At 71.5% G+C, this 19,283-nt stretch carries 20 protein-coding genes and 1 tRNA gene; 12 read left to right on the top strand and 9 right to left on the bottom strand.

Features of this window, described 5'->3' with window-relative positions; all coding sequences use genetic code 11:
- Window positions 1-48: 48 nt before the first annotated feature.
- Window positions 49-576 (bottom strand): methylated-DNA--[protein]-cysteine S-methyltransferase, encoded by a 528-nt coding sequence (locus ACTJJ4_RS15320; protein ID WP_285636471.1) that lies wholly within the window; start codon window positions 574-576, stop codon window positions 49-51.
- Window positions 577-795: 219 nt separating this feature from the next.
- Between ACTJJ4_RS15320 and ACTJJ4_RS15315 the strand changes: the two genes are divergently transcribed.
- The gene (locus ACTJJ4_RS15315; protein ID WP_440944170.1) at window positions 796-4,452 is read left to right on the top strand and encodes an AAA family ATPase; all 3,657 of its coding nucleotides are present in this window, start codon (window positions 796-798) and stop codon (window positions 4,450-4,452) included.
- Window positions 4,445-4,624, top strand: a complete 180-nt coding sequence (locus ACTJJ4_RS15310; protein WP_292701171.1) for a hypothetical protein — start codon at window positions 4,445-4,447, stop codon at window positions 4,622-4,624. The genes ACTJJ4_RS15315 and ACTJJ4_RS15310 overlap by 8 nt, the downstream gene beginning before the upstream one ends.
- Window positions 4,625-4,706: 82 nt before the next feature.
- Here ACTJJ4_RS15310 and mscL read toward each other — a convergent pair whose 3' ends face one another.
- The 3 genes from mscL to ACTJJ4_RS15295 are packed head-to-tail and all read right to left on the bottom strand — an operon-like array spanning window position 4,707 to window position 6,021.
- Window positions 4,707-5,087, bottom strand: coding sequence for a large conductance mechanosensitive channel protein MscL (gene mscL / locus ACTJJ4_RS15305; RefSeq protein WP_440944113.1), 381 nt, complete (start codon window positions 5,085-5,087; stop codon window positions 4,707-4,709).
- Between the two features lie 27 nt (window positions 5,088-5,114).
- A complete protein-coding gene (locus ACTJJ4_RS15300; protein ID WP_440944112.1) occupies window positions 5,115-5,387 on the bottom strand; it encodes an FmdB family zinc ribbon protein in 273 nt (90 codons plus the stop codon).
- A 37-nt stretch (window positions 5,388-5,424) separates the two neighbouring features.
- Window positions 5,425-6,021 carry a 5-formyltetrahydrofolate cyclo-ligase gene (locus ACTJJ4_RS15295; protein WP_292701162.1) on the bottom strand — a complete coding sequence of 199 codons (597 nt, stop codon included), beginning with the start codon at window positions 6,019-6,021 and terminating at the stop codon, window positions 5,425-5,427.
- A gap of 68 nt (window positions 6,022-6,089) precedes the next feature.
- On the opposite strand from ACTJJ4_RS15295, the gene galU reads away from it, so the two are divergent.
- The 6 genes from galU (at window position 6,090) to ACTJJ4_RS15265 (ending at window position 9,466) form a co-directional block, all read left to right on the top strand.
- The gene (gene galU / locus ACTJJ4_RS15290; protein ID WP_440944111.1) at window positions 6,090-6,971 is read left to right on the top strand and encodes a UTP--glucose-1-phosphate uridylyltransferase GalU; all 882 of its coding nucleotides are present in this window, start codon (window positions 6,090-6,092) and stop codon (window positions 6,969-6,971) included.
- A gap of 37 nt (window positions 6,972-7,008) precedes the next feature.
- Complete coding sequence (locus tag ACTJJ4_RS15285; protein WP_285638511.1) at window positions 7,009-7,608, top strand: GNAT family N-acetyltransferase; 600 nt, start codon at window positions 7,009-7,011, stop codon at window positions 7,606-7,608.
- 81 nt (window positions 7,609-7,689) lie between these two features.
- Window positions 7,690-8,547 carry a hypothetical protein gene (locus ACTJJ4_RS15280; protein WP_440944110.1) on the top strand — a complete coding sequence of 286 codons (858 nt, stop codon included), beginning with the start codon at window positions 7,690-7,692 and terminating at the stop codon, window positions 8,545-8,547.
- Window positions 8,548-8,574: 27 nt separating this feature from the next.
- Window positions 8,575-8,647: transfer RNA gene (locus ACTJJ4_RS15275), tRNA-Ala, on the top strand.
- 86 nt (window positions 8,648-8,733) lie between these two features.
- Window positions 8,734-9,192, top strand: a complete 459-nt coding sequence (locus ACTJJ4_RS15270; RefSeq protein WP_440944109.1) for a hypothetical protein — start codon at window positions 8,734-8,736, stop codon at window positions 9,190-9,192.
- 139 nt (window positions 9,193-9,331) lie between these two features.
- Complete coding sequence (locus tag ACTJJ4_RS15265) at window positions 9,332-9,466, top strand: hypothetical protein (protein WP_292701140.1); 135 nt, start codon at window positions 9,332-9,334, stop codon at window positions 9,464-9,466.
- 85 nt (window positions 9,467-9,551) lie between these two features.
- Here the strand turns inward: ACTJJ4_RS15265 and ACTJJ4_RS15260 are convergent, their stop codons facing one another.
- From ACTJJ4_RS15260 to ACTJJ4_RS15240, 5 genes are all read right to left on the bottom strand, one after another.
- Entirely contained in the window at window positions 9,552-10,472 is a 921-nt protein-coding gene (locus ACTJJ4_RS15260; RefSeq protein WP_440944108.1) for a sensor histidine kinase, read from the bottom strand.
- A complete protein-coding gene (locus ACTJJ4_RS15255) occupies window positions 10,469-11,221 on the bottom strand; it encodes a response regulator transcription factor (protein ID WP_440944107.1) in 753 nt (250 codons plus the stop codon). Before ACTJJ4_RS15255 ends, ACTJJ4_RS15260 begins: the two co-directional genes overlap by 4 nt.
- Window positions 11,187-11,708 carry a DUF3060 domain-containing protein gene (locus tag ACTJJ4_RS15250; RefSeq protein WP_440944106.1) on the bottom strand — a complete coding sequence of 174 codons (522 nt, stop codon included), beginning with the start codon at window positions 11,706-11,708 and terminating at the stop codon, window positions 11,187-11,189. The genes ACTJJ4_RS15255 and ACTJJ4_RS15250 overlap by 35 nt, the downstream gene beginning before the upstream one ends.
- A 23-nt stretch (window positions 11,709-11,731) precedes the next feature.
- Complete coding sequence (locus tag ACTJJ4_RS15245) at window positions 11,732-12,925, bottom strand: OmpA family protein (protein WP_440944105.1); 1,194 nt, start codon at window positions 12,923-12,925, stop codon at window positions 11,732-11,734.
- Between the two features lie 112 nt (window positions 12,926-13,037).
- Window positions 13,038-13,820 (bottom strand): IclR family transcriptional regulator, encoded by a 783-nt coding sequence (locus ACTJJ4_RS15240; protein ID WP_440944104.1) that lies wholly within the window; start codon window positions 13,818-13,820, stop codon window positions 13,038-13,040.
- 52 nt (window positions 13,821-13,872) lie between these two features.
- On the opposite strand from ACTJJ4_RS15240, the gene hutH reads away from it, so the two are divergent.
- Genes hutH through ACTJJ4_RS15220 form a run of 4 tightly spaced genes read left to right on the top strand, consistent with a single transcriptional unit; the run spans window position 13,873 to window position 19,278 of the window.
- A complete protein-coding gene (gene hutH / locus ACTJJ4_RS15235) occupies window positions 13,873-15,414 on the top strand; it encodes a histidine ammonia-lyase (protein ID WP_440944103.1) in 1,542 nt (513 codons plus the stop codon).
- Window positions 15,407-17,086, top strand: a complete 1,680-nt coding sequence (hutU, locus tag ACTJJ4_RS15230) for a urocanate hydratase (protein ID WP_440944102.1) — start codon at window positions 15,407-15,409, stop codon at window positions 17,084-17,086. Before hutH ends, hutU begins: the two co-directional genes overlap by 8 nt.
- Window positions 17,083-18,360, top strand: a complete 1,278-nt coding sequence (hutI, locus tag ACTJJ4_RS15225; RefSeq protein WP_440944101.1) for an imidazolonepropionase — start codon at window positions 17,083-17,085, stop codon at window positions 18,358-18,360. The genes hutU and hutI overlap by 4 nt, the downstream gene beginning before the upstream one ends.
- 18 nt (window positions 18,361-18,378) lie before the next feature.
- On the top strand, window positions 18,379-19,278 hold the full coding sequence (locus tag ACTJJ4_RS15220) for an agmatinase family protein (protein WP_440944100.1): 900 nt from the start codon (window positions 18,379-18,381) through the stop codon (window positions 19,276-19,278).
- The last annotated feature ends 5 nt before the right edge of the window (window positions 19,279-19,283 follow it).

Here is a 19,283-nt window from a genome sequence, read left to right as displayed (position 1 = left end):
CTCCCACAAGAGGGAACCCCGGCCGCCGACACACCGCCCCCCGCTTCGTTACGACGTCGACGCGGCTTCGCGTTCGAGGTCGAGCAGGAAGCGCTTCCGCTCCGGGTGCGCGCCGTAGTGGCCGGGGGAGCCGTCGGAGCGGATCACGCGATGCACGGGGACGATCACCGAGAAGGGGGTGAGCCGGCAGGCGGTGCCGACTGCACGGGCCGCGCCCGGGCTGCCGGCGACGACGGCGACCTCGCCGTAGCTCATCGTCTCGCCCCAGGGGATGTCGCACACCGCCTGCAGGGCGGCGCGCGCGAAGCCGTCGATCAGGCGCCAGTCGAAGCGGACGTGCTCGTCGAAGCGGATCGGTGCGCCCTCGAAGTAGTCGTCGAGCAGGTGGGCGAGCTCGTCGCCGGCGCCCGGCGCCTCGTCGGGCACCTCGCCCAGTCGCCGGCTGATCCCCTCGAGCAGCCACGGCACGCTCGGGTCGGCGGACTCCGAGAGGTCGAAGCTGACGATGCCGTCGTCCGAGAAGACCGCCAGAGCGTCGCCGAAGGGCGTCGGGACGAAGTCGTGTCGAAAGGTCATGCCACCCATCTTCCTGCGCTGCGGGACGGCGGACGGCGCGGATCCCGGCCACCGTGGACAACCCTTACGGAAACATCCCCTGTGCAGGGAGGATGTTCATCAGCGCCAATCCGCGCGAATCGGCCCGGGATACCGGCCCCCGGGCGCGTCGCGCTTAGGCTTTCAGATGTGTGGCGACGAGAGGCGAAGGGCGCCGAGGACGCGGGAGAGGATGCCGCGATGAACCTCGGGGAGCTCAGCGACTCATCGACGGGCATCGACATCGCCCACGCAGCGGAGGCGCGACGCACCACCCTGCGCGCCGAGGCCGCCGATCTCGGCGGCGCCTCGCCGCTGGTCACCTTCGGCGACACGCCCGAGGCCGGGATCGACATCTCCAAGGCGCACCCCGGCAGCCTTCCCCAGTTCATCACCGGGCGCTCCACCCTCCTGTCGAACCTGTTCCGCGACGAGGTGGGCCTGCGGACGGCGCGGATGGCGGCCGAGCGGATCACGGCGCGCAACACCGAGCTGCGCACGGTCCGCGGCATCGACGCCGTGCGGCTGGCAGTGGGCATCGCACGCTGGCGGATCGGCGGTGCGGCCTTCTCCGCCCCTGTGCTGCTGCGCCCGCTGGCGATCCGTCGTCACCACGCCGACTTCGAGCTCAAGCTGCAGGGCGGCTTCGAGGTGAACCCGGAGCTCATCCGCGTCGCCCGCGACCACTTCGGCCTCACCCTCGACGGCCCTGGCCTGGCATCCCTCGCCTACGACGGCGGCATCTTCAAGCCGCAGCCGGTGATCGACCAGCTGCGCGCCCTCACGCACTCCATCGACACCTTCGCCGTGCATCCGCGACTGGTGGTCTCCACGTTCGCCGACGTCTCCGGCGCCATGGTTCGCGACATGGTGGAGCTGGATCACCCCGTGCTCAACGCGCTGGGCGGGCACGCAGGCGACCGCGAGCAGGTGTCGACACGCCGGGAGACCCCGGCCATGCACGGCCCCGACGACCGGGCCCCGGCCGCCGAGACGCTGCTGCTGGACGCGGATGCCGAGCAGGAGGAGGTGCTCGCGCGGATCGCGGCCGGGCATTCGCTGGTCGTCTCCACCTTGCCGGGCACGGGCGGCACGCAGACCGTGATCAACGCCCTCGGCGCGTTCGTGCGCGCAGGCAAGCGGGTGCTCGTGGTCTCGACCCGGCGCTCCACGCTCGACGGCGTCCGTCACCGCCTGGCGGGCATCGGGCTCGAGGGCCTGGCCGTCTCCCCGGCGGCCGTGCGGCGCGACCTCATCCGATCGATCGCCCGCAGCGAGAAGGCGACGCAGCCCAAGGCGACCGAGGTCGACGAGGCCCTGGTCCGGCTCCGCGCTGTGCTGCGGGACTACCGCCGCGCCCTGACGGGCGAGGTCGGCCGCACCGGAGCATCCGTGCTCGACGCCACCCGCCAGCTGACCCGGATGGCATCGCTGCCGGTGCCGCCGTCGACCGGTGCGCGGCTGTCGATGCAGACGCTGGAGGGCCTGGCGGGGGACCGGACGGATGCCGCGAAGGCGCTCACGCGGGCGGCGAAGCTCGGTGAGTTCCGCTTCGGGCCGGACGACTCGCCCTGGTACGGAGTGAGCTTCGAGAGCACGGAGGCGGCGCAGAAGGCGCATGCGCTGGCCGGCGAGCTGCACGGCACCGCCGTGCCCGCACTGCTCGAGCGCGGCTACGAGCTGATCGCACAGACCAGCATGCGCCCGTTCGGCACGATCGACGAGCTCGGCGAATACCTGCAGCTGCTCAAGGGCATCCGCGACTCCCTGGACCGATTCAGCCCCACCGTGTTCGAGCGGCCACTGGGCGAGCTCATCCAGGCGCACGGGTCGCGCCGTGACGCGCCGGGGATGTCGTCGGCCAACCGCCGGCGCCTCAAGCGCCTCGCCCGCGAGTACGTGCGCCCCGGCGCTCAGGTGCTCGAGATGCACGAGGCGCTGCTGCGCATCCAGTACCAGCGCTCCCAGTGGCAGCGCTACGTCGACGCCGGCGTCGCACCGCAGGTGCCGCTCGGTCTCTCCGACGTGCACGTCGCGTGGCAGCGGGTGTCGGCCGAGCTCGCCGAGCTGGATGCCGCACTGGGGCGCAAGGAGCCGCTCGCCACGCTCCCCGTCGCGCGTCTCGTGCGCACGCTCTCCGGACTCGCGGCGCGCAGCGCCGTGTTCGACAACCTCGTCGAGCGCACCCAGATCAGGGACGCGCTCACCGGGCTCGGGCTGCGCCCGCTGCTGTCCGACCTGTCGGTGCGGCACGTGCCGGAGGAGCGGGTGGCGGACGAGCTGGAGTTCGCGTGGTGGCAGTCGCTGCTCGAGCGCGCACTCCAGGACGACCGCTCGCTGCTCGGGGCGAACACCTCGGTGGTGGACCGGCTGGAGCGCGACTTCCGCCTCGTCGACGAGGCGCACACCGCGATGGCGGGACCGCTCCTGGCGTGGAACCTCGCCAGCCAGTGGCGCATCGCGATCGTCGACGAGCCCGAGCAGGCCGCCAACCTCCGCCGCGCGCTCAAGCACGGCGAGGCCAGCCCGGCCGAGATCGTCACGGCGGCACCCGACCTGGTGCGCGTGCTGGCGCCGGTGTGGATCGCCTCGCCGTATCAGGTGCCCGAGATCCCCGACTCCGTGAAGTTCGACGCCGTGCTGCTGGTCGATGCGGCCGCGGTGAACCTCACCGAGGCGGCCCCGGCCATCCGCCGCGCGCGTCAGGTGGTCGCCTTCGGCGACCCTGTCACGCAGCGGCCCACGCCGTTCTCTGTGGCGACCGTGCCGGATCCGGAGTGGGAGCCCGAGGTCCCGTTCGACGACGTCTCGGTGTTCGAGCGCCTCGCCGAGCTGTTCGAGGTGTGCACCCTGACCCGCAGCTACCGGGCCGGGGGAGAGGACCTCGCCGAACTCATCAACGATGCCTTCTACGGCGGTGAGATCGTGTCCCTCCCATGGGCGGGGTCCTACCTCGGCCGGGGGAGCCTCACCGTCGACTACGTCGAGGGCGGCGTCGGCAACCCGGATCCGGAGTCGGGCGCGGTGGAGAGCCCGGATGCCGAGGTCGCACGCGTCGTGACCCTGGTGGTGGAGCACGCGATCAACCGCCCGTCCGAGTCGCTCATGGTCGTCACCGCCAGCCGGCGTCACGCCGAGCGCGTGCGCGCCGCCGTGGCATCCGCCTTCTCCGGCCGGTCCGACGTGGCGGAGTTCGTGGGACGCGACACCGAGGAGCCGTTCGCGGTGCTGACCCTCGAGGAGTCCGTGGCGGAGAGCCGCGACCGGGTGATCTTCTCCCTCGGGTTCGGCCTGACCAGGCACGGCCGCGTGCTCAGCGATTTCGGAGACCTGTCGCAGGAGGACGGCGAGCGGCTGCTCACGGTCGGGATGACCCGCGCCCGTCGCTCGATGGTGATCGTCTCCTGCATCCGCCCCTCCGCATTCGACGAGGGACGCCTGGAGCACGGCGCCTCCACGCTGATGTCGATCCTCGGCAGCCTCGCCGCCCGCGGCCGGGACGCCCGTCTCGAGGATCTCGCCGATCCGCTCACCCTGGCCCTGGCGCGCGAGCTGCGGCGTCTCGGGGCATCCGTCGACGTCGACTACCGCGGTCTGCTGCCGCTGGTCGCGCAGCACGGCGGACGGGCGGTCGTGATCGAGTCCGACCCGGAGTCCCGCGACGAGTCGCTGCGGGAGAGCCTGCGGCTGCGTCCGCAGGTGCTGCGGCGCCTGGGCTGGCACTACGTGCGCGTGCACGCGTTCGATCTCTACAGCGACCCCGCGACGGTCGCGCGGCGCATCGCCACCGTCCTCGGCATCGAGGAGGACGCCGTCCGCGCCGACAACGACACGCAGCCGTTCGACATCGATGAGTGACCAGGAGCGTCAGCACATCGAGCGCGTCCCCGGTGCCCGGCGCGCGCGACTGACCCCCGTGGCGGGGACCACTGCGGAGCCGCACGTGCGCGAGGAGCGTCACGCCGGGACCGAGGGCGACCGCGGTCCCAACGACGAGCGGATGCTGCGCGAGGTGCCCCCGCACTACTGAGCGCGGCGGCTGAGTGCGGCGGATGCAGAAGAGCGCCCCGCCACCCGAAGGGACGAGGCGCTCCTCGGCGTGATGAGCGAGGTCAGCTCGCGGCGTTCTTGCGCAGCGCGTCGCGGATCTCGATGAGCAGCTCCTGCTCGCTCGGGAGGGTCTCCTCCTCGACGGCCGGGTTCTTGGCGGCCTGGTGCTCCTTGTACTTGTTCATCGGCAGGACGAACACGAAGTACACGATCAGGGCGACGGCCAGGAAGTTGATGACCGCACCGATGATGGCGCCGATCCCGATTACGCCGAGCTTGACGTGGCTGAGGTCGTCGGCGTTGAAGATCAGACCGATGATCGGGTTGATGAGGTTGTCGACGAGAGCGGCGATGATGGCCGAGAAGGCCGCGCCGATGACGACTGCGACGGCAAGGTCGATGACATTGCCCTTGGCGATGAATTCCTTGAATCCCTGGAACATGGACTCCCCCTGGAGTTGTGTTCGACCTCAGCTCGAGGCCGGGGTCTTCGCGGGCGCCGGATTGGAGCCGGTCGAAGAATCCACCTTGGATGATGCCTGACTTCCCGCCGCCGCACCAGTATCTCCGCGCGAGTCGGTGCGATAGAAGCCCGAGCCGTTGAAGGTCACGCCCACGGTTCCGTACTGCTTGCGCAGCGCGCCGCCGCACTCCGGGCAGACGGTGAGGGAGTCCTCCGAGAAGCTCTGCACGGCGTCGAAGCGGTGGCCGCAGGCCGTGCAGGCGTAGGCGTAGGTGGGCATGGGAGTTCCTGGTTCCTTCGGGCTCGGTGCGGGAGTCTCAGTGGCGCGCGGGCGACAGGGCGATGGTCTGCGTCGGGGTGACGATGCCATCCACCGGCTGGTCGTGGACCTCGCGCGGCAGCGAATCGAGTACTTCGGAATCATAGATGACCGCGTACACAGGCGGGCACTTCTCCATGGAGCCGATCGTCTTGTCGAAGTAGCCGCGTCCCCAGCCCAGCCGGGTGCCGGTGCGGTCGATCGCGGCGGCGGGGATGATCATCAGATCCACGTCGTTCACGGCGATCGGGCCGAGCACCTCGCCGGTCGGCTCCGGGAGGCCGTACAGCCCCTCAGACACCTCGTCGCTGTCGTTCGCGACCGCCCAGTCCAGCAGCCCGTCGGCGCGCGTGATCGGCAGCAGCACGCGGATGCCGCCGGCGACGGCCTCGCGCACGAAGCGTCGCGTCCCCGGCTCGGTGGTCGTGGACAGGAAGCACGACACCGAGCGGGCCCCGTGCGCGCGGATGAGCTCATGGAGCTGCGCGGCCACGCCGTCCGAGGCGGACTCGCGCTGCGAATCGGACAGCAGCTGCCGTCGCTCGCGCAGCTCTGCACGCAGTGCTCGCTTCTGCTGTTCCTCGTCGCCGGGCATGCTCCGATCATACGGCGGGCCGCCTGCGGGCCCGCCGTGCGAGCGGATGCCGCCGGTATGCTGACCGGATGAGCAAGATGAAGGCGGTCATCCCCGCCGCGGGGCTCGGAACCCGGTTCCTCCCGGCGACGAAGGCGATGCCCAAGGAGATGCTCCCCGTCGTCGACAAGCCCGCGATCCAGTACGTCGTGGAAGAGGCCGTGAGCGCCGGGATCGACGACATCCTGGTCATCATCGGACGCAACAAGAACGCCATCTCCGACCACTTCGACTCGGTGCCGGAGCTGGAGGTCAAGCTGCAGCAGAAGGGCGACCACGGCCGCCTGGAACGCGTCATGAAGTCGAGCGACCTCGCCGACATCCACTTCGTGCGGCAGGGCGAGCCGAAGGGGCTCGGACACGCCGTGCTGAGGGCCAGGACCCACGTGGGCGACAGCTCCTTCGCGGTGCTGCTCGGCGATGACCTCATCGACGAGCGCGACCCGCTGCTGACCGAGATGATCGCCGCGCACGAGCGCACCGGGGCTGCGGTGATCGCGCTCATGCAGGTGCCGGCCGAGAGCATCCATCTCTACGGGGTCGCCGCCACCGACGGCGCCGACGCGGACGGCGCCGTCACGGTGACCGGGCTCGTCGAGAAGCCGAGCGCCGAGGACGCCCCCTCCGATCTCGCCGTCATCGGACGGTATGTGCTCCCTCCTGCCGTCTTCGAGGTGCTTGAGCGCACGCCGCCGGGCAAGGGCGGGGAGATCCAGCTGACCGACGCCCTGCAGGAGCTCGCCACCGACCCCGACGGGCCCGGTGTGGTCGGCGTGGTGTTCCGCGGCCGTCGCTACGACACGGGGGACCGGGTCGACTACATCAAGGCGATCGTGCAGCTGGCCGTCGACCGCGACGACCTGGGGGCGGACCTGCGTCCCTGGCTGAAGGACTTCGCCGGCAGCCTGTAGCCGACGCACCGACATGGCGACCGACGGCTTCGACCCGATGCAGCACGGCCCGGTGGGGCTGAGACTGATCCGCGGCAGAGACGCGCGCACCCTGCAGCGCGAGCTGCTCTCCAACCGCTCCTGGCTGCGGCCGTGGGAGGCGACGATCCCCGGCGGCGTCGCATCCTTCGACATGCGCGTCAGCATCCGCCGGCTGCTGCAGCAGCACCGGGACGGCGCCGGGTACCCGTTCGTGATGGAGTACGACGGGGAGATCGCCGGGCAGCTCAACATCTGGGGCGTGGCGCGCGGCTCGCTGGGATCGGCGACCATCGGGTACTGGGTCAGCGAGCGGTTCGCCGGCCGGGGGATCACCCCGACCGCCGTGGCGATGGCGACGGACGCGGCCTTCGACCAGTTCGGCCTGCACCGGATGGAGATCTGCATCCGCCCGGAGAACCGCGCGAGCCTGCGCGTGGTGGAGAAGCTCGGCTTCCGGTACGAGGGACTGCGCCGGCGGTACATCCACATCGACGGCGACTGGCGCGACCACCATGCGTTCGCGCTGGTCAAGGAGGACGTGCCGGAGGGCGTGCTCACGCGCTGGGTGCAGGGGCGCGTCCCGCCGGGCCTCGGGGTGGCTCCATCGGAGATCTGAGGCGCAATCGCCGCGACACGCGAAGTCTGTTTCGCGGCGGTTCGGATCCGCTCGCTTACCGTGGTCTCTATGGATGGGCCGGTGCTGAGTGGGGGCGTGATCGTCGTCGTCGCCGTCCTGCTGTGGGCACTGTACTTCCTGCCCAGCTGGCGGGGACGGCATCAGTACTACGCCGCCGAGCGCAACGCCGTCCGGCTGAACCAGGCCCTGCGGGTGCTGGCCGAGACCAGTGAGACCCCCGAGGAGGTCCGCCTCGAGCTGACCGCGCGCACGGTCATGCAGCAGCAGCGACTCGCCAAGCGCGTGCAGGCCGAGAAGGAGAACGCCGAGCTGGAGCGTCTCCGTCAGGAGCTCGCGGAGACCAGGCGCGATCCGCTCGTCCGTCAGGCCAGGGCCCGTCGCCGGCTGCGCCTCACGGCCACCGCCGGACTGGTCATCGCCGCCGCCATGATCGGCTTCGGCGTCTGGGACTACCTCTCCACCGGCGGCTGGATGCTCGCGGCATCCGGAGCCGTCGTCGCCGTGCTCGGCGTGACGGTGCTGGTGCGCATGTCGCAGGTCGCGCGGAATGCGGTCCGCCGCGCTGCGGCGCCGGTCGCCGTGCCGCAGGCCGAGCGCGTCTCGCCGCCGCTGCACGACCAGGGCCCGGCGTCCTGGACTCCCCGTCCGCTGCCGCAGCCGATGGTCGACGTCGCGGGTTCCCGCGCTCAGCAGGCCCGCGCCCAGCAGGACGCGCAGGAGGAGCGCCGCCGCGCGGCGCGCCGCGCCGAGCTGCGTCGTCGCGCCGAGGAGCTCGCGCCGCCCGTCCCGACTCCGCTGGTCGCCCCGGCCGCGAAGGCGGATGCCGCGGAGTCGCCGTACTCGCGGATGGGCGTCATCGACGACCGCGAGATCGAGGCTCACGTGCGCGAACTGCTCGCGCGTCGAGCAGCGGGCTGAGCGCGTGATAGCCTAGGTGAATTGTCAGGGCCTATGGCGCAGTTGGTAGCGCGCCTCGTTCGCATCGAGGAGGTCAGGGGTTCGAATCCCCTTAGGTCCACAGCTGAAAGCCCCCGGTTCTCCGGGGGCTTTCGTCATAGCTGCCGATCGATCGGAACGATGATGCTCCGAGGGAAGAGGGGGAAGATGGACACGGAGAATCTGGACAACGCACCTGTGCTGGTGGCGGAGCTGGATCGTCTGCACGCCGACGCGGCCGGGGCGGGCATCGACGGTGAGATCGCCGTCTGGAAGGCCGCCACGCGCCTGGGCGTGTGGTTCTTCATCAACCGGGGCACGGACGATGCGGTCGTTCCCTACGCCGTGCAGCCGCCGGGCATGGCGCCGGTCGTCTGCGTCTACAGCTGCCGCGAACGGGCGGCGGCGGCCGCCGCCGCACTCGGCCAGGGCGAGGACGTGGTGTTCGGCCTGCTCACTCCGAAGGCGCTCGAGTACGCGCTCGCGCTGGGGGAGAGAGGCGGCGGCGGCATCGTGCTGGATCATCCGCGCATCGGCCTGTGGACGCCGATGGCGAACGTCTCGCGTTTCGGCGCATGGCTGGTGCCGCAGTCCGCGATCAGGCGCGTCTCCGCAGACGAGGCCTGAGCGCGCTGAGAAGGCCCCCGGTTCTCCGGGGGTCTTCGTCGTTCCCGGGCGGTCTTCGTCGCCGACTTGCTTTCCCCTGGTTCCGGGCTATGGTCGGAGGTTCATCCACCCGCCAGCCGAAAGAGGGGAAGCGAGTCACATGTCCGGTAAGACACCGCAGTCACGAGCAGGGAAGAAGGAGCCGAAGCTCTCGCTCAAGGAGAAGAGGGCCGAGAAGCGCGCCAAGCGCGAACCGGAATCCTTCATCAAGCCGCGCAAGGGCGCGAACGGCTGAACCACCTGCCGTGCACCCGGAGGGGCGTCACGGAGCACTGCGGACCGCGGGCTTCGTGGCGCCCCTCCGCCATGCCCGGTCGGGTTCAGGCCGCCGGTGCCGCCGGGATGCGCAGGGTGACCAGGGTTCCGGCATCCGCCACCGAACGCACGTCGACGTCGCCGCCGTGCCGGCGCAGCACGGTCGCGACCAGCGTGAGGCCGATACCGGAGCCGGGCACGTCCCTGGCGTTGCCGGCGCGGGCGAGCTCGTCGAACACCTGGGGGAGGTCCTCGGCCGGAATTCCGCGTCCGTTGTCGGCCACCTCGATCACGGCAGCACCCTGCTGCTCCCGCAGGCGCACCTCGATCGCACCCTGGGCGGAATACTTGGCGGCGTTGCCGAGCACGTTGTCCAGGGCGAGCGAGAGCAGGTCGAGGTCGCCCCGCACCTTCGGCACGGGCCACGGCACCGTGGTCGCCACCACCTGGAAGCGCCCGGCGGCGTCCGGATGCTGCTGACCGATCGCCTGCACGGACTCGCGGACCAGCTCCTCCAGATCGATCTGCTCGAGCTCCAGCGGCCGGCTCTCCAGCTCGGCGAGCTTGCGCAGATCGCGCACAAGGGTGCTGAGCTTGGCGGCCTGCGCATCGACCGTGCGCCACTCCGGCGTCGGCTCGACCGCCGCGGCCTGCGCGCGGATGGCCATCACCGGGTTCTTCAGCTCATGGTCCAGGCGCGCCAGGAAGCGCCGATGCTGCTCCCGTTCCCGCAGCACGCCGTCGTCCACGGCCTGAGCGACCGCCGCCTCCCTGCGACGCCGGGCGCTGCTGCGCGCGGCGACGACGATGAGCGGCAGCGCCACCAGACATGACAGCACGGCTCCCGTGCCGACGGCCACGGCGGGCAGCGCGGCGCTGATCTGCAGCATCCGCTCATCGCCCGCGAGGATGAAGCCGAGCCCGACCAGCCCGCCGATCACCAGCGGCACGGGCACCAGCAGCCAGCCCGTCGTGCGCGCCTTCATCCCGGCACCACCGGCGACGTGAACTGATAGCCCACGCTCTGCGAGGTCTCGATCAGGCGCTCCGCGCCGTTGTCGCCGATCACTCGCCGCAGCTCGGCGATGCGGTGATCCACGGCGCGACTCGACGTGGCGAAGTCGAACCCCCACAGCGTCGACAGCAGCCGCTCGCGGGTGTGCACCTCCTGCGGATGCATCATGAGGTACTCCAGCAGCGTGAACGCCTTGGGCGTGAGCACGAGCTCGGCATCCGCTCGCCACACGCGGCGCGCGGTGCGATCCAGCACGAGATCCCGGGCGCGCAGCCGCTGAGCCGAGCGCAGCGGCTGCGCGCTGCTTCCGCTGCGGCGCAGCACCGCCCGGATGCGGGAGAGCAGCTCCTGCGGATCGAAGGGCTTGTTCAGGTAGTCGTCCGCGCCCTCGTCGAGGGCGGCGCTGCGTTCCCACGACTCGCCCACCTGCGTGAGCAGGATGATCGGCAGCACGGCGTCACCGGCGCGCACGCGGCGGACGAACTCGCGCCCGTCCAGATGCGGCATCAGGACGTCGCACACCACCAGCGCCGGGCGCTCGCGCTCGAGTGCGTCCAGCCCCTGCATCCCGTCCGCAGCGACGGCGACACGGTAACCGCTGCGCTCCAGGAAGGCTCCCAGCGCGCCGGTGATCGCCTCGTCGTCGTCGATGAGGAGAAGCAGCGGACGTTCGGATGGCACGGGATCATCCTGCCGTGAGGGTGTTGCCCGAGCCGACATCCGAGACCGTCGGCGTGGCCCCCGACCAGTGCACGGTGTTGCCCATGCCGTTCACGAGCACCTGGTCCACCGAGCCGGTGAGCACGAGGTTGGCGTCGCCGATCACCTCCAGCGACGTGACGTCGTCGGTGACGAGCATCGACCCCTTCGAGTTCAGGATGATGCGCTTGCACGTGCCCTCCACGCGCGCCACGACGGCGTCGTCGAGGATCGTGAGCTCGCCGGAGCTGTCGCAGCGGCGCATGGTGGTGGCAGCGGCGGTGATCGCGTCGCGATCGAGGCCCTTGCCGGCGTTCGGCAGCGGATGCTCACCTGCGTCCGTCGGAGCCGCGTCCGGCGACGTCGGGGACTCCTCCTTCGTGGGCTCGTCAGATGCGGTGGCCGGGGGCCTGTCGGCGCCGGTCCCGTCGATGACGCTCACCGAGCATCCGCTCAGCAGGGCGACGAGCACGGCCGCCGTGGCGAGGGCGGGGAGGGGACGGATCATGGTGCGCTTCTCCTGAACGGTCATCACAGGCTGGCGGGAATGAAGATCTCGACGCGGCGGTTCAGCTGGCGTCCGGCGGGGTTGTCCTTGCCGTCGATCTCGTTCGCGGCCACAGGACGGGACTCGCCGTAGCCCTCGGCGGTGAGCTTGGTGGTCACGCCGGCCTTCTTCAGCGCATCGACCACGGACGCGGCGCGCTTCTCGGAGAGCGTCTGGTTGTAGTCGTCGGAGCCCTTGGCATCGGTGTGGCCGGACACGACCGCGTTCGCGACCTTGTACTCGGTCAGCGCCGCTGCGACCGTCTTCAGGGTCGCCGCCGCGTCGGGGCGGATGCCGAACTTGTCGAAGTCGAACAGCACGCCCGCGTCGAAGGTGATCACAGTGCCGCAGGAGGTGATGGGCTGCAGCGCCGCAAGGGGCGGGAACACGCCCAGCTTGGCGACCGGTGCGATCGGCTCGACCTTGATGTCCTTGCCGTTGAGCTTGCCCGTGCCGTCTCCGTAGTTCTGGATGCTCAGGCCCGGGGCCGCGTAGTTGCCGGAGCCATCGCCGTAGTTCTGGATTGTGACGCCGCCTCCGGTGAAGTTGCCCGAGCCGTCGCCGTAGTTCTGGATGGTGCCGTCGGGGCCCGTGTAGTTGCCGGAGCCGTCCCCGTAGATCTGCACGGTCATCGTGCTGTCGGAGTAGTTGCCCGAGCCGTCGCCGTAGTTCTGGATGGTGACGCCGTTCCCGGAGTAGTTGCCCGAGCCGTCGCCGTAGTTCTGCACGGTGATGCCGTTCAGCGTGAAGTTCCCTGAACCGTCGCCGTAGTTCTGGATGCTGCCGTCGGAGCCGGTGTAGTTGCCGGAGCCGTCGCCGTACAGGTACGCGCTGCCGTTGCCTGCGATCACCTCGCCGCCGGCATCGCAGTGCGCGGGGGAGACCGTGACCCCGGGGATCTTCGCGAAGTCGTCTTTGATGTCGATCGTGAACCCGGATGCCGATGCGGTGTCGAGCAGCGAGAGATCCGGCAGCCGGAACAGCGGCACGGGCGGGAAGTCGCCGACGTCGTACCCGGGGACGACGGGCAGCTTCGGGGCGGCGGCTGCTGATGCCGCGGGCTTGGGCTTCTGGGATGCCGGCGCGGGCGAGGCCACGCCGACCGAGCAGCCGGCCAGGGCGATGACGGCCGAGGCGGTGCCGAGGAGCGCGAGGAGGGCTCGTGCGGAAGTGTTCATGGTTCGAGAGTATCGAGCGTCCGTCGCACGCCCGTCGCGGCCTTGTCGCAGATCAGCGACAATTCTCCGACTGCTCGGGATGGCCCTCCTCCGCATGGTCGGACAGCGCTGTTCAGCCGAGCCGGGCCTGCAGCGTGCGCGCGACCTCGAGCACGGCATCCGCCGGCGCCACCGAGCGCTCGTCCTCCCAGGTCACGGCCACCGCGGCGGCGGGCCAGCCCGCATGGTCGCGCACCACCGCGGCGACCGATCGGAAGCCCGGCGTCACCTCGCCGTCCTCGGTGGCGACGCCGGCTGCGCGCACCTCGCGGAGCACCTCCCGGAGCTCGGCCGGGCGCGAGGGTCCCTGCCCGGTGCGATCGGTGAAGGACGCGGTGTCCGGGTACAGCGCGCGCACCTGCGACGCGGGGAGCGCCGCGAGCATGGCCCGCCCGGTGGCCGTGAGGTGCGCGGGAAGGCGCACGCCGACATCCGTCACCAGCGCGGGCCGCCGCGCAGCGCGCTCCTCCACGATGTACAGCACGTCGCGCCCGCTCATCACGGCCAGGTGCGCGCTCTCCCCGATGCGGTCGGCGAGAGCGGCGATCAGCGGGCGTCCGAGGCGGGCCAGCGGCTCCTGGCGGGCGTAGCCGCCGGCGAGCTCGAAGGCGCTGGTGCCGAGGCCCCAGCGCCGCTCCTGCGAGAGGTGCACGACGAAGCCGTGCGCCTCGAGCGTGGCGAGGAGATGGTAGACCGTGGAGCGCGGGATGCCCAGGTCGCGGGCCAGTGCGGATGCCGCGATCGGCGCGGGCCGGCGGGCGAGATGCCGCAGGATCCGCAGCGTCTGATCGGCCGCGGGCACCTGCGGGCGCGCATCGGAGGCATCCGGAGCCAATTCGTCTGGGATCACAGACACAGTCTGCCACGGAGCGCTCCCGCGCGGGCATCCGGCGGTGTGGAATCAGATCATGCAGCATTCCTCCACCGTGATCGTCGGCGCAGCCCCTCTGTCGCCCGCCGACGTCGTCGCCGTCGCCCGCCACTTCGCGAAGGTCGAGATCGCCGACGCCGCCCGCGAGCGCGTCGCCGCCGGCCGCGCCGTCATCGACGGCATGGCCGCCGACCCGAACCCGCACTACGGCGTGTCCACCGGCTTCGGTGCCCTCGCCACCACCTTCATCGCCCCCGAGCGCCGCCGCCAGCTGCAGCTCAGCCTGATCCGCTCGCACGCCGCGGGCACCGGCCCCGAGGTCGAGACCGAGGTCGTGCGCGCCCTGCAGCTGCTCCGCCTGCAGACCCTGGCCTCCGGCCACACCGGCGTGCGTCCCGTCGTCGTCGACACCTACGCCGCCATGCTCAACTCCCGCATCACCCCGGTCGTGCGCGAGTACGGCTCGCTCGGCTGCTCCGGCGACCTGGCGCCGCTGTCGCACGTCGCACTCGCCTCCATGGGAGAGGGGGACGTGCGCAACGCCGAGGGTGAGCTGGTCCCGGCGTCCGAGGCGCTCGCCGCCGCCGGCGTCGAACCGCTCGTGCTCGTGGAGAAGGAGGGCCTCGCCCTCGTCAACGGCACCGACGGCATGCTCGGGATGCTCGTGCTCGCCCTGCACGACCTCGAGCAGCTCACGACCACCGCCGACCTCGCCGCCGCCATGTCGATCGAATCGCAGCTCGGCACGGACGCCGTGTTCGCCGCCGACCTGATGGCGCTGCGCCCGCAGGTGGGCCAGGCGACCTCCGCCGCGAACCTCCGCGCCTTCCTCGCCGAGTCGCCGATCGTGCACAGCCACAAGGGTCCCGAGGACGGCCGCGTGCAGGACGCGTACTCGCTGCGCTGCTCGCCGCAGGTCCACGGCACCGCCCGTGACACCATGGGCCACGCCACCATGATCGCCGAGCGCGAGCTGGCGTCCGTCGTCGACAACCCGATCGTGGTCTCGGAAGGACGCCTCGAGTCGAACGGCAACTTCCACGGCGCCCCGGTCGCCGCCGTGCTCGACTTCCTCGCGATCTCGGTCGCCGACCTGGCCTCGATCTCCGAGCGCCGCACCGACCGCGCACTGGACCCCTCCCGCAACCGCGACCTGCCGCCGTTCCTCGCGCACGAGGTGGGCGTCGACTCGGGCCTGATGATCGCGCAGTACGCGGCGGCCGGCATCGTCTCCGAGCTCAAGCGCCTCGCGGCACCGGCATCCGTCGACTCCATCCCGTCGTCGGCCATGCAGGAGGACCACGTCTCGATGGGCTGGGCGGCAGCCCGCAAGCTGCGCCGCGCCATCGACGGGCTCACCCGCGTGCTGGCCATCGAGATCCTCACCGGCGCTCGCGCGCTCGACCTGCGCGCGCCGCTGGTCGCCGGCCCCGCCACGGGTGCCGTGCGCGACCTGGTCCGCACCGTCGCCGACGGCCCCGGACCCGACCATTTCCTCTCACCCGACATGGAGGCCGTCACCGAGCTCGTACGCTCGGGTGCCGTCCTCCGCACTGCGAAGGAGCACGCCGATGTCTGAACCCACCCTCCACGACCCCACCCGCAGCATCCGCGCTGCGCGCGGCAACCAGCGCACCGCCAAGAGCTGGGGTGCCGAGGCCGCCAAGCGGATGCTGATGAACAACCTCGACGCCGAGGTCGCCGAGCACCCCGAGGACCTCGTCGTCTACGGCGGCACCGGTCGCGCGGCGCGCAGCTGGGAGGCGTACGACGCGATCGTGCGCACCCTCGACGAGCTCGAGCCCGACGAGACCCTGCTCGTGCAGTCCGGCAAGCCCGTCGGCGTGTTCCGCACCCACGAGTGGGCGCCGCGCGTGCTGATCGCCAACTCCAACCTCGTCGGCGACTGGGCCACCTGGCCCGAGTTCCGCAAGCTCGAGGCAGAGGGTCTGATGATGTACGGCCAGATGACGGCCGGTTCGTGGATCTACATCGGCACCCAGGGCATCCTGCAGGGGACCTACGAGACCTTCGCCGCGGTCGCCCGCTCGCTCGGCAAGGAGTCGCTGAAGGGCACGCTGTCGCTCACCGGAGGCGCGGGCGGCATGGGCGGCGCGCAGCCGCTGGCCGTCACGCTCAACGAGGGCGCCGTGCTGATCGTCGACGTCGACGAGTCGCGCCTGTCGCGCCGCGTCGAGCACGGCTACCTCGACGTCTACTACACCGACCTCGACGAGGCCGTGGCCCGTGCGGTCGCCGCCAAGGAGGCGGGCGAGGCCCTCTCCGTCGGCATCGTGGGCAACGCCGCCGAGGTGTTCCCCGAGCTGTTCCGCCGTCAGCAGGCCGGCGAGATCGCGATCGACGTCGTCACCGACCAGACCAGCGCGCACGACCCGCTCGCGTACCTGCCCGTCGGCATCGCGTTCGAGGACTGGAAGGCCGAGGCCGAGCGCGACCCCGAGGAGTTCACCCGCCGCTCACGTGAGGCGATGGCCGCGCACGTCGCCGCGATGGTCGCGTTCCAGGACGCCGGCGCCGCCGTGTTCGACTACGGCAACTCCATCCGCGCCGAGGCCAAGCTCGGCGGCTTCGACCGGGCGTTCGAGTTCCCCGGCTTCGTGCCGGCGTACATCCGCCCGCAGTTCGAAGAGGGCCGCGGCCCGTTCCGCTGGGCGGCCCTCTCCGGCGACCCGGAGGACATCTACAAGACAGACCGCGCCATCGCGGAGCTGTTCCCGGAGGACAAGGCGCTGCACCGCTGGCTGGAGAAGGCCGGCGAGAAGGTGCACTTCGAGGGTCTGCCGGCCCGCATCTGCTGGCTGGGCTACAAGGAGCGCCACCTGGCCGGCCTGAAGTTCAACGAGATGGTCGCCTCGGGCGAGCTGTCCGCCCCGATCGTGATCGGCCGCGACCACCTGGACTCGGGTTCGGTCGCCAGCCCGTACCGCGAGACCGAGGCGATGAAGGACGGCTCCGACGCGATCGCCGACTGGCCGCTGCTGAACGCCCTGCTGAACACCTCGTCGGGCGCCAGCTGGGTGTCGCTGCACCACGGCGGCGGCGTCGGCATCGGCCGCTCGATCCACGCCGGCCAGGTCACCGTCGCCGACGGCTCCGAGCTCGCTGCCGAGAAGCTCGAGCGCGTGCTGACCAACGACCCCGGCACCGGCGTCATGCGTCATGTGGACGCCGGCTACGAGCACGCCCGCGACATCGCCCGCGAGCGCGGCCTCAAGGTGCCGATGCTGTGAGCACCACGCTCATCACCAACATCGGGGAGCTGACGACCAACGTCAGCTCCCCGCTGGACGGCGCTGTCCCGATAGGCGGAGCCCGACCCGATTCGCGGACTGTTTCGGGGGATTCGTCCGCGAATCGGGACAGTGTCAGCAGATCGGGGCATCCGGGCGATCGCTTCGGCACGCTCACGGACGCGGCCGTCCTCATCGAGGGCGACCGCATCGCGTGGGTCGGCCCGGCATCCGACGTCCCCGCGGTTCCCGGCGGCTACCTCGAGGTGGACGCCGAGGGCCGTGCGGTCATCCCCGGCTTCGTCGACAGCCACAGCCACATCGTGTTCGGCGGCGACCGGGCGGCCGAGTTCGAGGCTCGCATGGCCGGCGAGAAGTACGCGGCCGGCGGCATCCGCTCCACCGTCGCCGCGACCCGCGGCGCGTCCGACGACGAGCTGCGCGCGCGGCTGCGCGGCTTCCTCGACGAGATGCTCGCGCAGGGCACCACCACCGTCGAGATCAAGAGCGGCTACGGGCTGGACGTCGAGACCGAGGCGCGCCTGGTGCGCCTCGCCGCCGAGGTCACGCCCGAGGTCACCTTCCTCGGTGCCCACGTCGTGCCGGCGGAGTACGCCGATCGCGGCGACGAGTACGTCGACCTGGTGATCGGCGAGATGCTGGACGCCTGCGCCCCGCACTCCAAGTGGATCGACGTGTTCTGCGAGACCGGGGCGTTCACGGTGCCGCAGTCCCGGCGGGTGCTCGAGGCGGGCATCGCCCGCGGCCTGAAGCCGCGCGTGCACGCCAGCCAGCTCGGCCCCGGTGAGGGCGTGCAGCTGGCCATCGAGCTGGGTGCGGCATCCGTCGACCACGGCACGTACCTCTCCGACGAGGACGTGGCCGCGCTCGCCGCATCCGACACAGTGCTCACGGCGCTACCCGGGGTGGAGTTCTCCACCCGGCATCCGTTCCCGGACGCGCGCCGCCTGATCGACGCGGGAGTGACCGTCGCGATCGCCTGCGACACGAACCCCGGGTCGAGCTTCACGTCCTCCATGCCGTTCTGCATCGCGCTCGCGGTGCGGGAGATGGGGATGACGACGGCCGAGGCAGTCTGGGCGGCTACCGCCGGAGGCGCCGCGGCGCTGCAGCGCGATGACATCGGCGTGATCGCGCCGGGCAAGCGCGCCGATCTGGTGATGCTCGACGCGCCCACGCGCGTGCACCTGGCCTACCGTCCTGGGGTGCCGCTGGTGAAGAAGGTCTGGAAGGACGGCGTCGCGGTCCGCTGACGCCAGGAGAGGACGAACATGGCACTTCCGCACGACGAGCTCTGGCCGCGCGCCGGATCCTGGCCCGCGCCGGTCGCAGGGGAGAAGACGGATGCCGTGCTGCTGGGCGTCCCGACCTGGCGCACGTCGATCTCGAGCACGGGCGCTCACGCGACGCCGGCGGCGATCCGCGAGGCCCTGCCGCGCTACAGCGCGACGCTGATGGGCCCGCCCGCCGTGGACCTCAACGAGGCGCTGCGGATCGCGGACGCCGGCGACGTGCACGAGCCCGACGGTGACGAGGGCGTGCAGCGCGCGGTCGACCGCGTGCGGGAGCTGGCCGCGGACTCGCGTCTGGTCATCGCGCTCGGCGGCGACAACTCGCTGACCTACCCCGTCGCGCGTGGCGCCGGGGCCGAGGGGCTCATCACGATCGACGCGCACTACGACCTGCGCGACGGCGTCTCCAACGGCTCGCCGGTGCGCCGGCTGGTGCAGGACGCCCCGGAGGGCGAGCGCATCGACCCGAAGCGGATCGTGCAGATCGGCATCGCCGACTTCGCGAACTCCGCGGCCTACGCGCAGCGCGCGGCCGAGTGGGGCATCCGCGTGATCACTCTCGACGAGGTGCGCCGTCGCGGCATCGCCGACGTGGTCGCGGAGGCGCTGGAGGTCGCAGGAGCGGGCTCCCGCATCCACCTGGACATCGACGTCGACGCGGTCGACCGTGCGGCCGTCCCGGGCTGCCCGGCGAGTGTTCCCGGCGGCTTCGCCGCGTGGGAGCTGCGGGCCCTGGTGCGCGGCATCGCGACCGATGAGCGCGTCGTCAGCGCCGACCTCGCCGAGGTCGACGCGACGGCGGATGCCGAGGACGGCCGCACCGTGCGCCTCGCGGCCTTGTGCGTGCTGGAGCTTCTGGCGGGGCTCGCCGCCCGCTGAGCGCG

It is taken from the genome of Microbacterium sp. 22195, from assembly GCF_052056515.1.
Classification (GTDB): Bacteria; Actinomycetota; Actinomycetes; order Actinomycetales; family Microbacteriaceae; genus Microbacterium.
The sequence above is the reverse complement of the archived record's forward strand: the minus strand, read 5'-3'. Positions and strand labels throughout refer to the sequence as shown.

Bases quoted from the DNA above. Each gene is read 5' to 3' on its own strand.
- ACTJJ4_RS15310 (WP_292701171.1), top strand. From the start codon at position 4,445: ATGAGTGACCAGGAGCGTCAGCACATCGAGCGCGTCCCCGGTGCCCGG.
- ACTJJ4_RS15250 (WP_440944106.1), bottom strand. From the start codon at position 11,708: ATGATCCGTCCCCTCCCCGCCCTCGCCACGGCGGCCGTGCTCGTCGCC.
- ACTJJ4_RS15265 (WP_292701140.1), top strand. From the start codon at position 9,332: ATGTCCGGTAAGACACCGCAGTCACGAGCAGGGAAGAAGGAGCCGAAG.
- hutH (WP_440944103.1), top strand. From the start codon at position 13,873: ATGCAGCATTCCTCCACCGTGATCGTCGGCGCAGCCCCTCTGTCGCCC.
- ACTJJ4_RS15295 (WP_292701162.1), bottom strand. From the start codon at position 6,021: ATGCCCGGCGACGAGGAACAGCAGAAGCGAGCACTGCGTGCAGAGCTG.
- hutU (WP_440944102.1), top strand. From the start codon at position 15,407: ATGTCTGAACCCACCCTCCACGACCCCACCCGCAGCATCCGCGCTGCG.
- ACTJJ4_RS15315 (WP_440944170.1), top strand. From the start codon at position 796: ATGAACCTCGGGGAGCTCAGCGACTCATCGACGGGCATCGACATCGCC.
- ACTJJ4_RS15270 (WP_440944109.1), top strand. From the start codon at position 8,734: ATGGACACGGAGAATCTGGACAACGCACCTGTGCTGGTGGCGGAGCTG.
- ACTJJ4_RS15245 (WP_440944105.1), bottom strand. From the start codon at position 12,925: ATGAACACTTCCGCACGAGCCCTCCTCGCGCTCCTCGGCACCGCCTCG.
- ACTJJ4_RS15255 (WP_440944107.1), bottom strand. From the start codon at position 11,221: ATGTCGGCTCGGGCAACACCCTCACGGCAGGATGATCCCGTGCCATCC.
- ACTJJ4_RS15285 (WP_285638511.1), top strand. From the start codon at position 7,009: ATGCAGCACGGCCCGGTGGGGCTGAGACTGATCCGCGGCAGAGACGCG.
- ACTJJ4_RS15260 (WP_440944108.1), bottom strand. From the start codon at position 10,472: ATGAAGGCGCGCACGACGGGCTGGCTGCTGGTGCCCGTGCCGCTGGTG.
- ACTJJ4_RS15300 (WP_440944112.1), bottom strand. From the start codon at position 5,387: ATGCCCACCTACGCCTACGCCTGCACGGCCTGCGGCCACCGCTTCGAC.
- ACTJJ4_RS15220 (WP_440944100.1), top strand. From the start codon at position 18,379: ATGGCACTTCCGCACGACGAGCTCTGGCCGCGCGCCGGATCCTGGCCC.
- ACTJJ4_RS15320 (WP_285636471.1), bottom strand. From the start codon at position 576: ATGACCTTTCGACACGACTTCGTCCCGACGCCCTTCGGCGACGCTCTG.
- galU (WP_440944111.1), top strand. From the start codon at position 6,090: ATGAGCAAGATGAAGGCGGTCATCCCCGCCGCGGGGCTCGGAACCCGG.
- mscL (WP_440944113.1), bottom strand. From the start codon at position 5,087: ATGTTCCAGGGATTCAAGGAATTCATCGCCAAGGGCAATGTCATCGAC.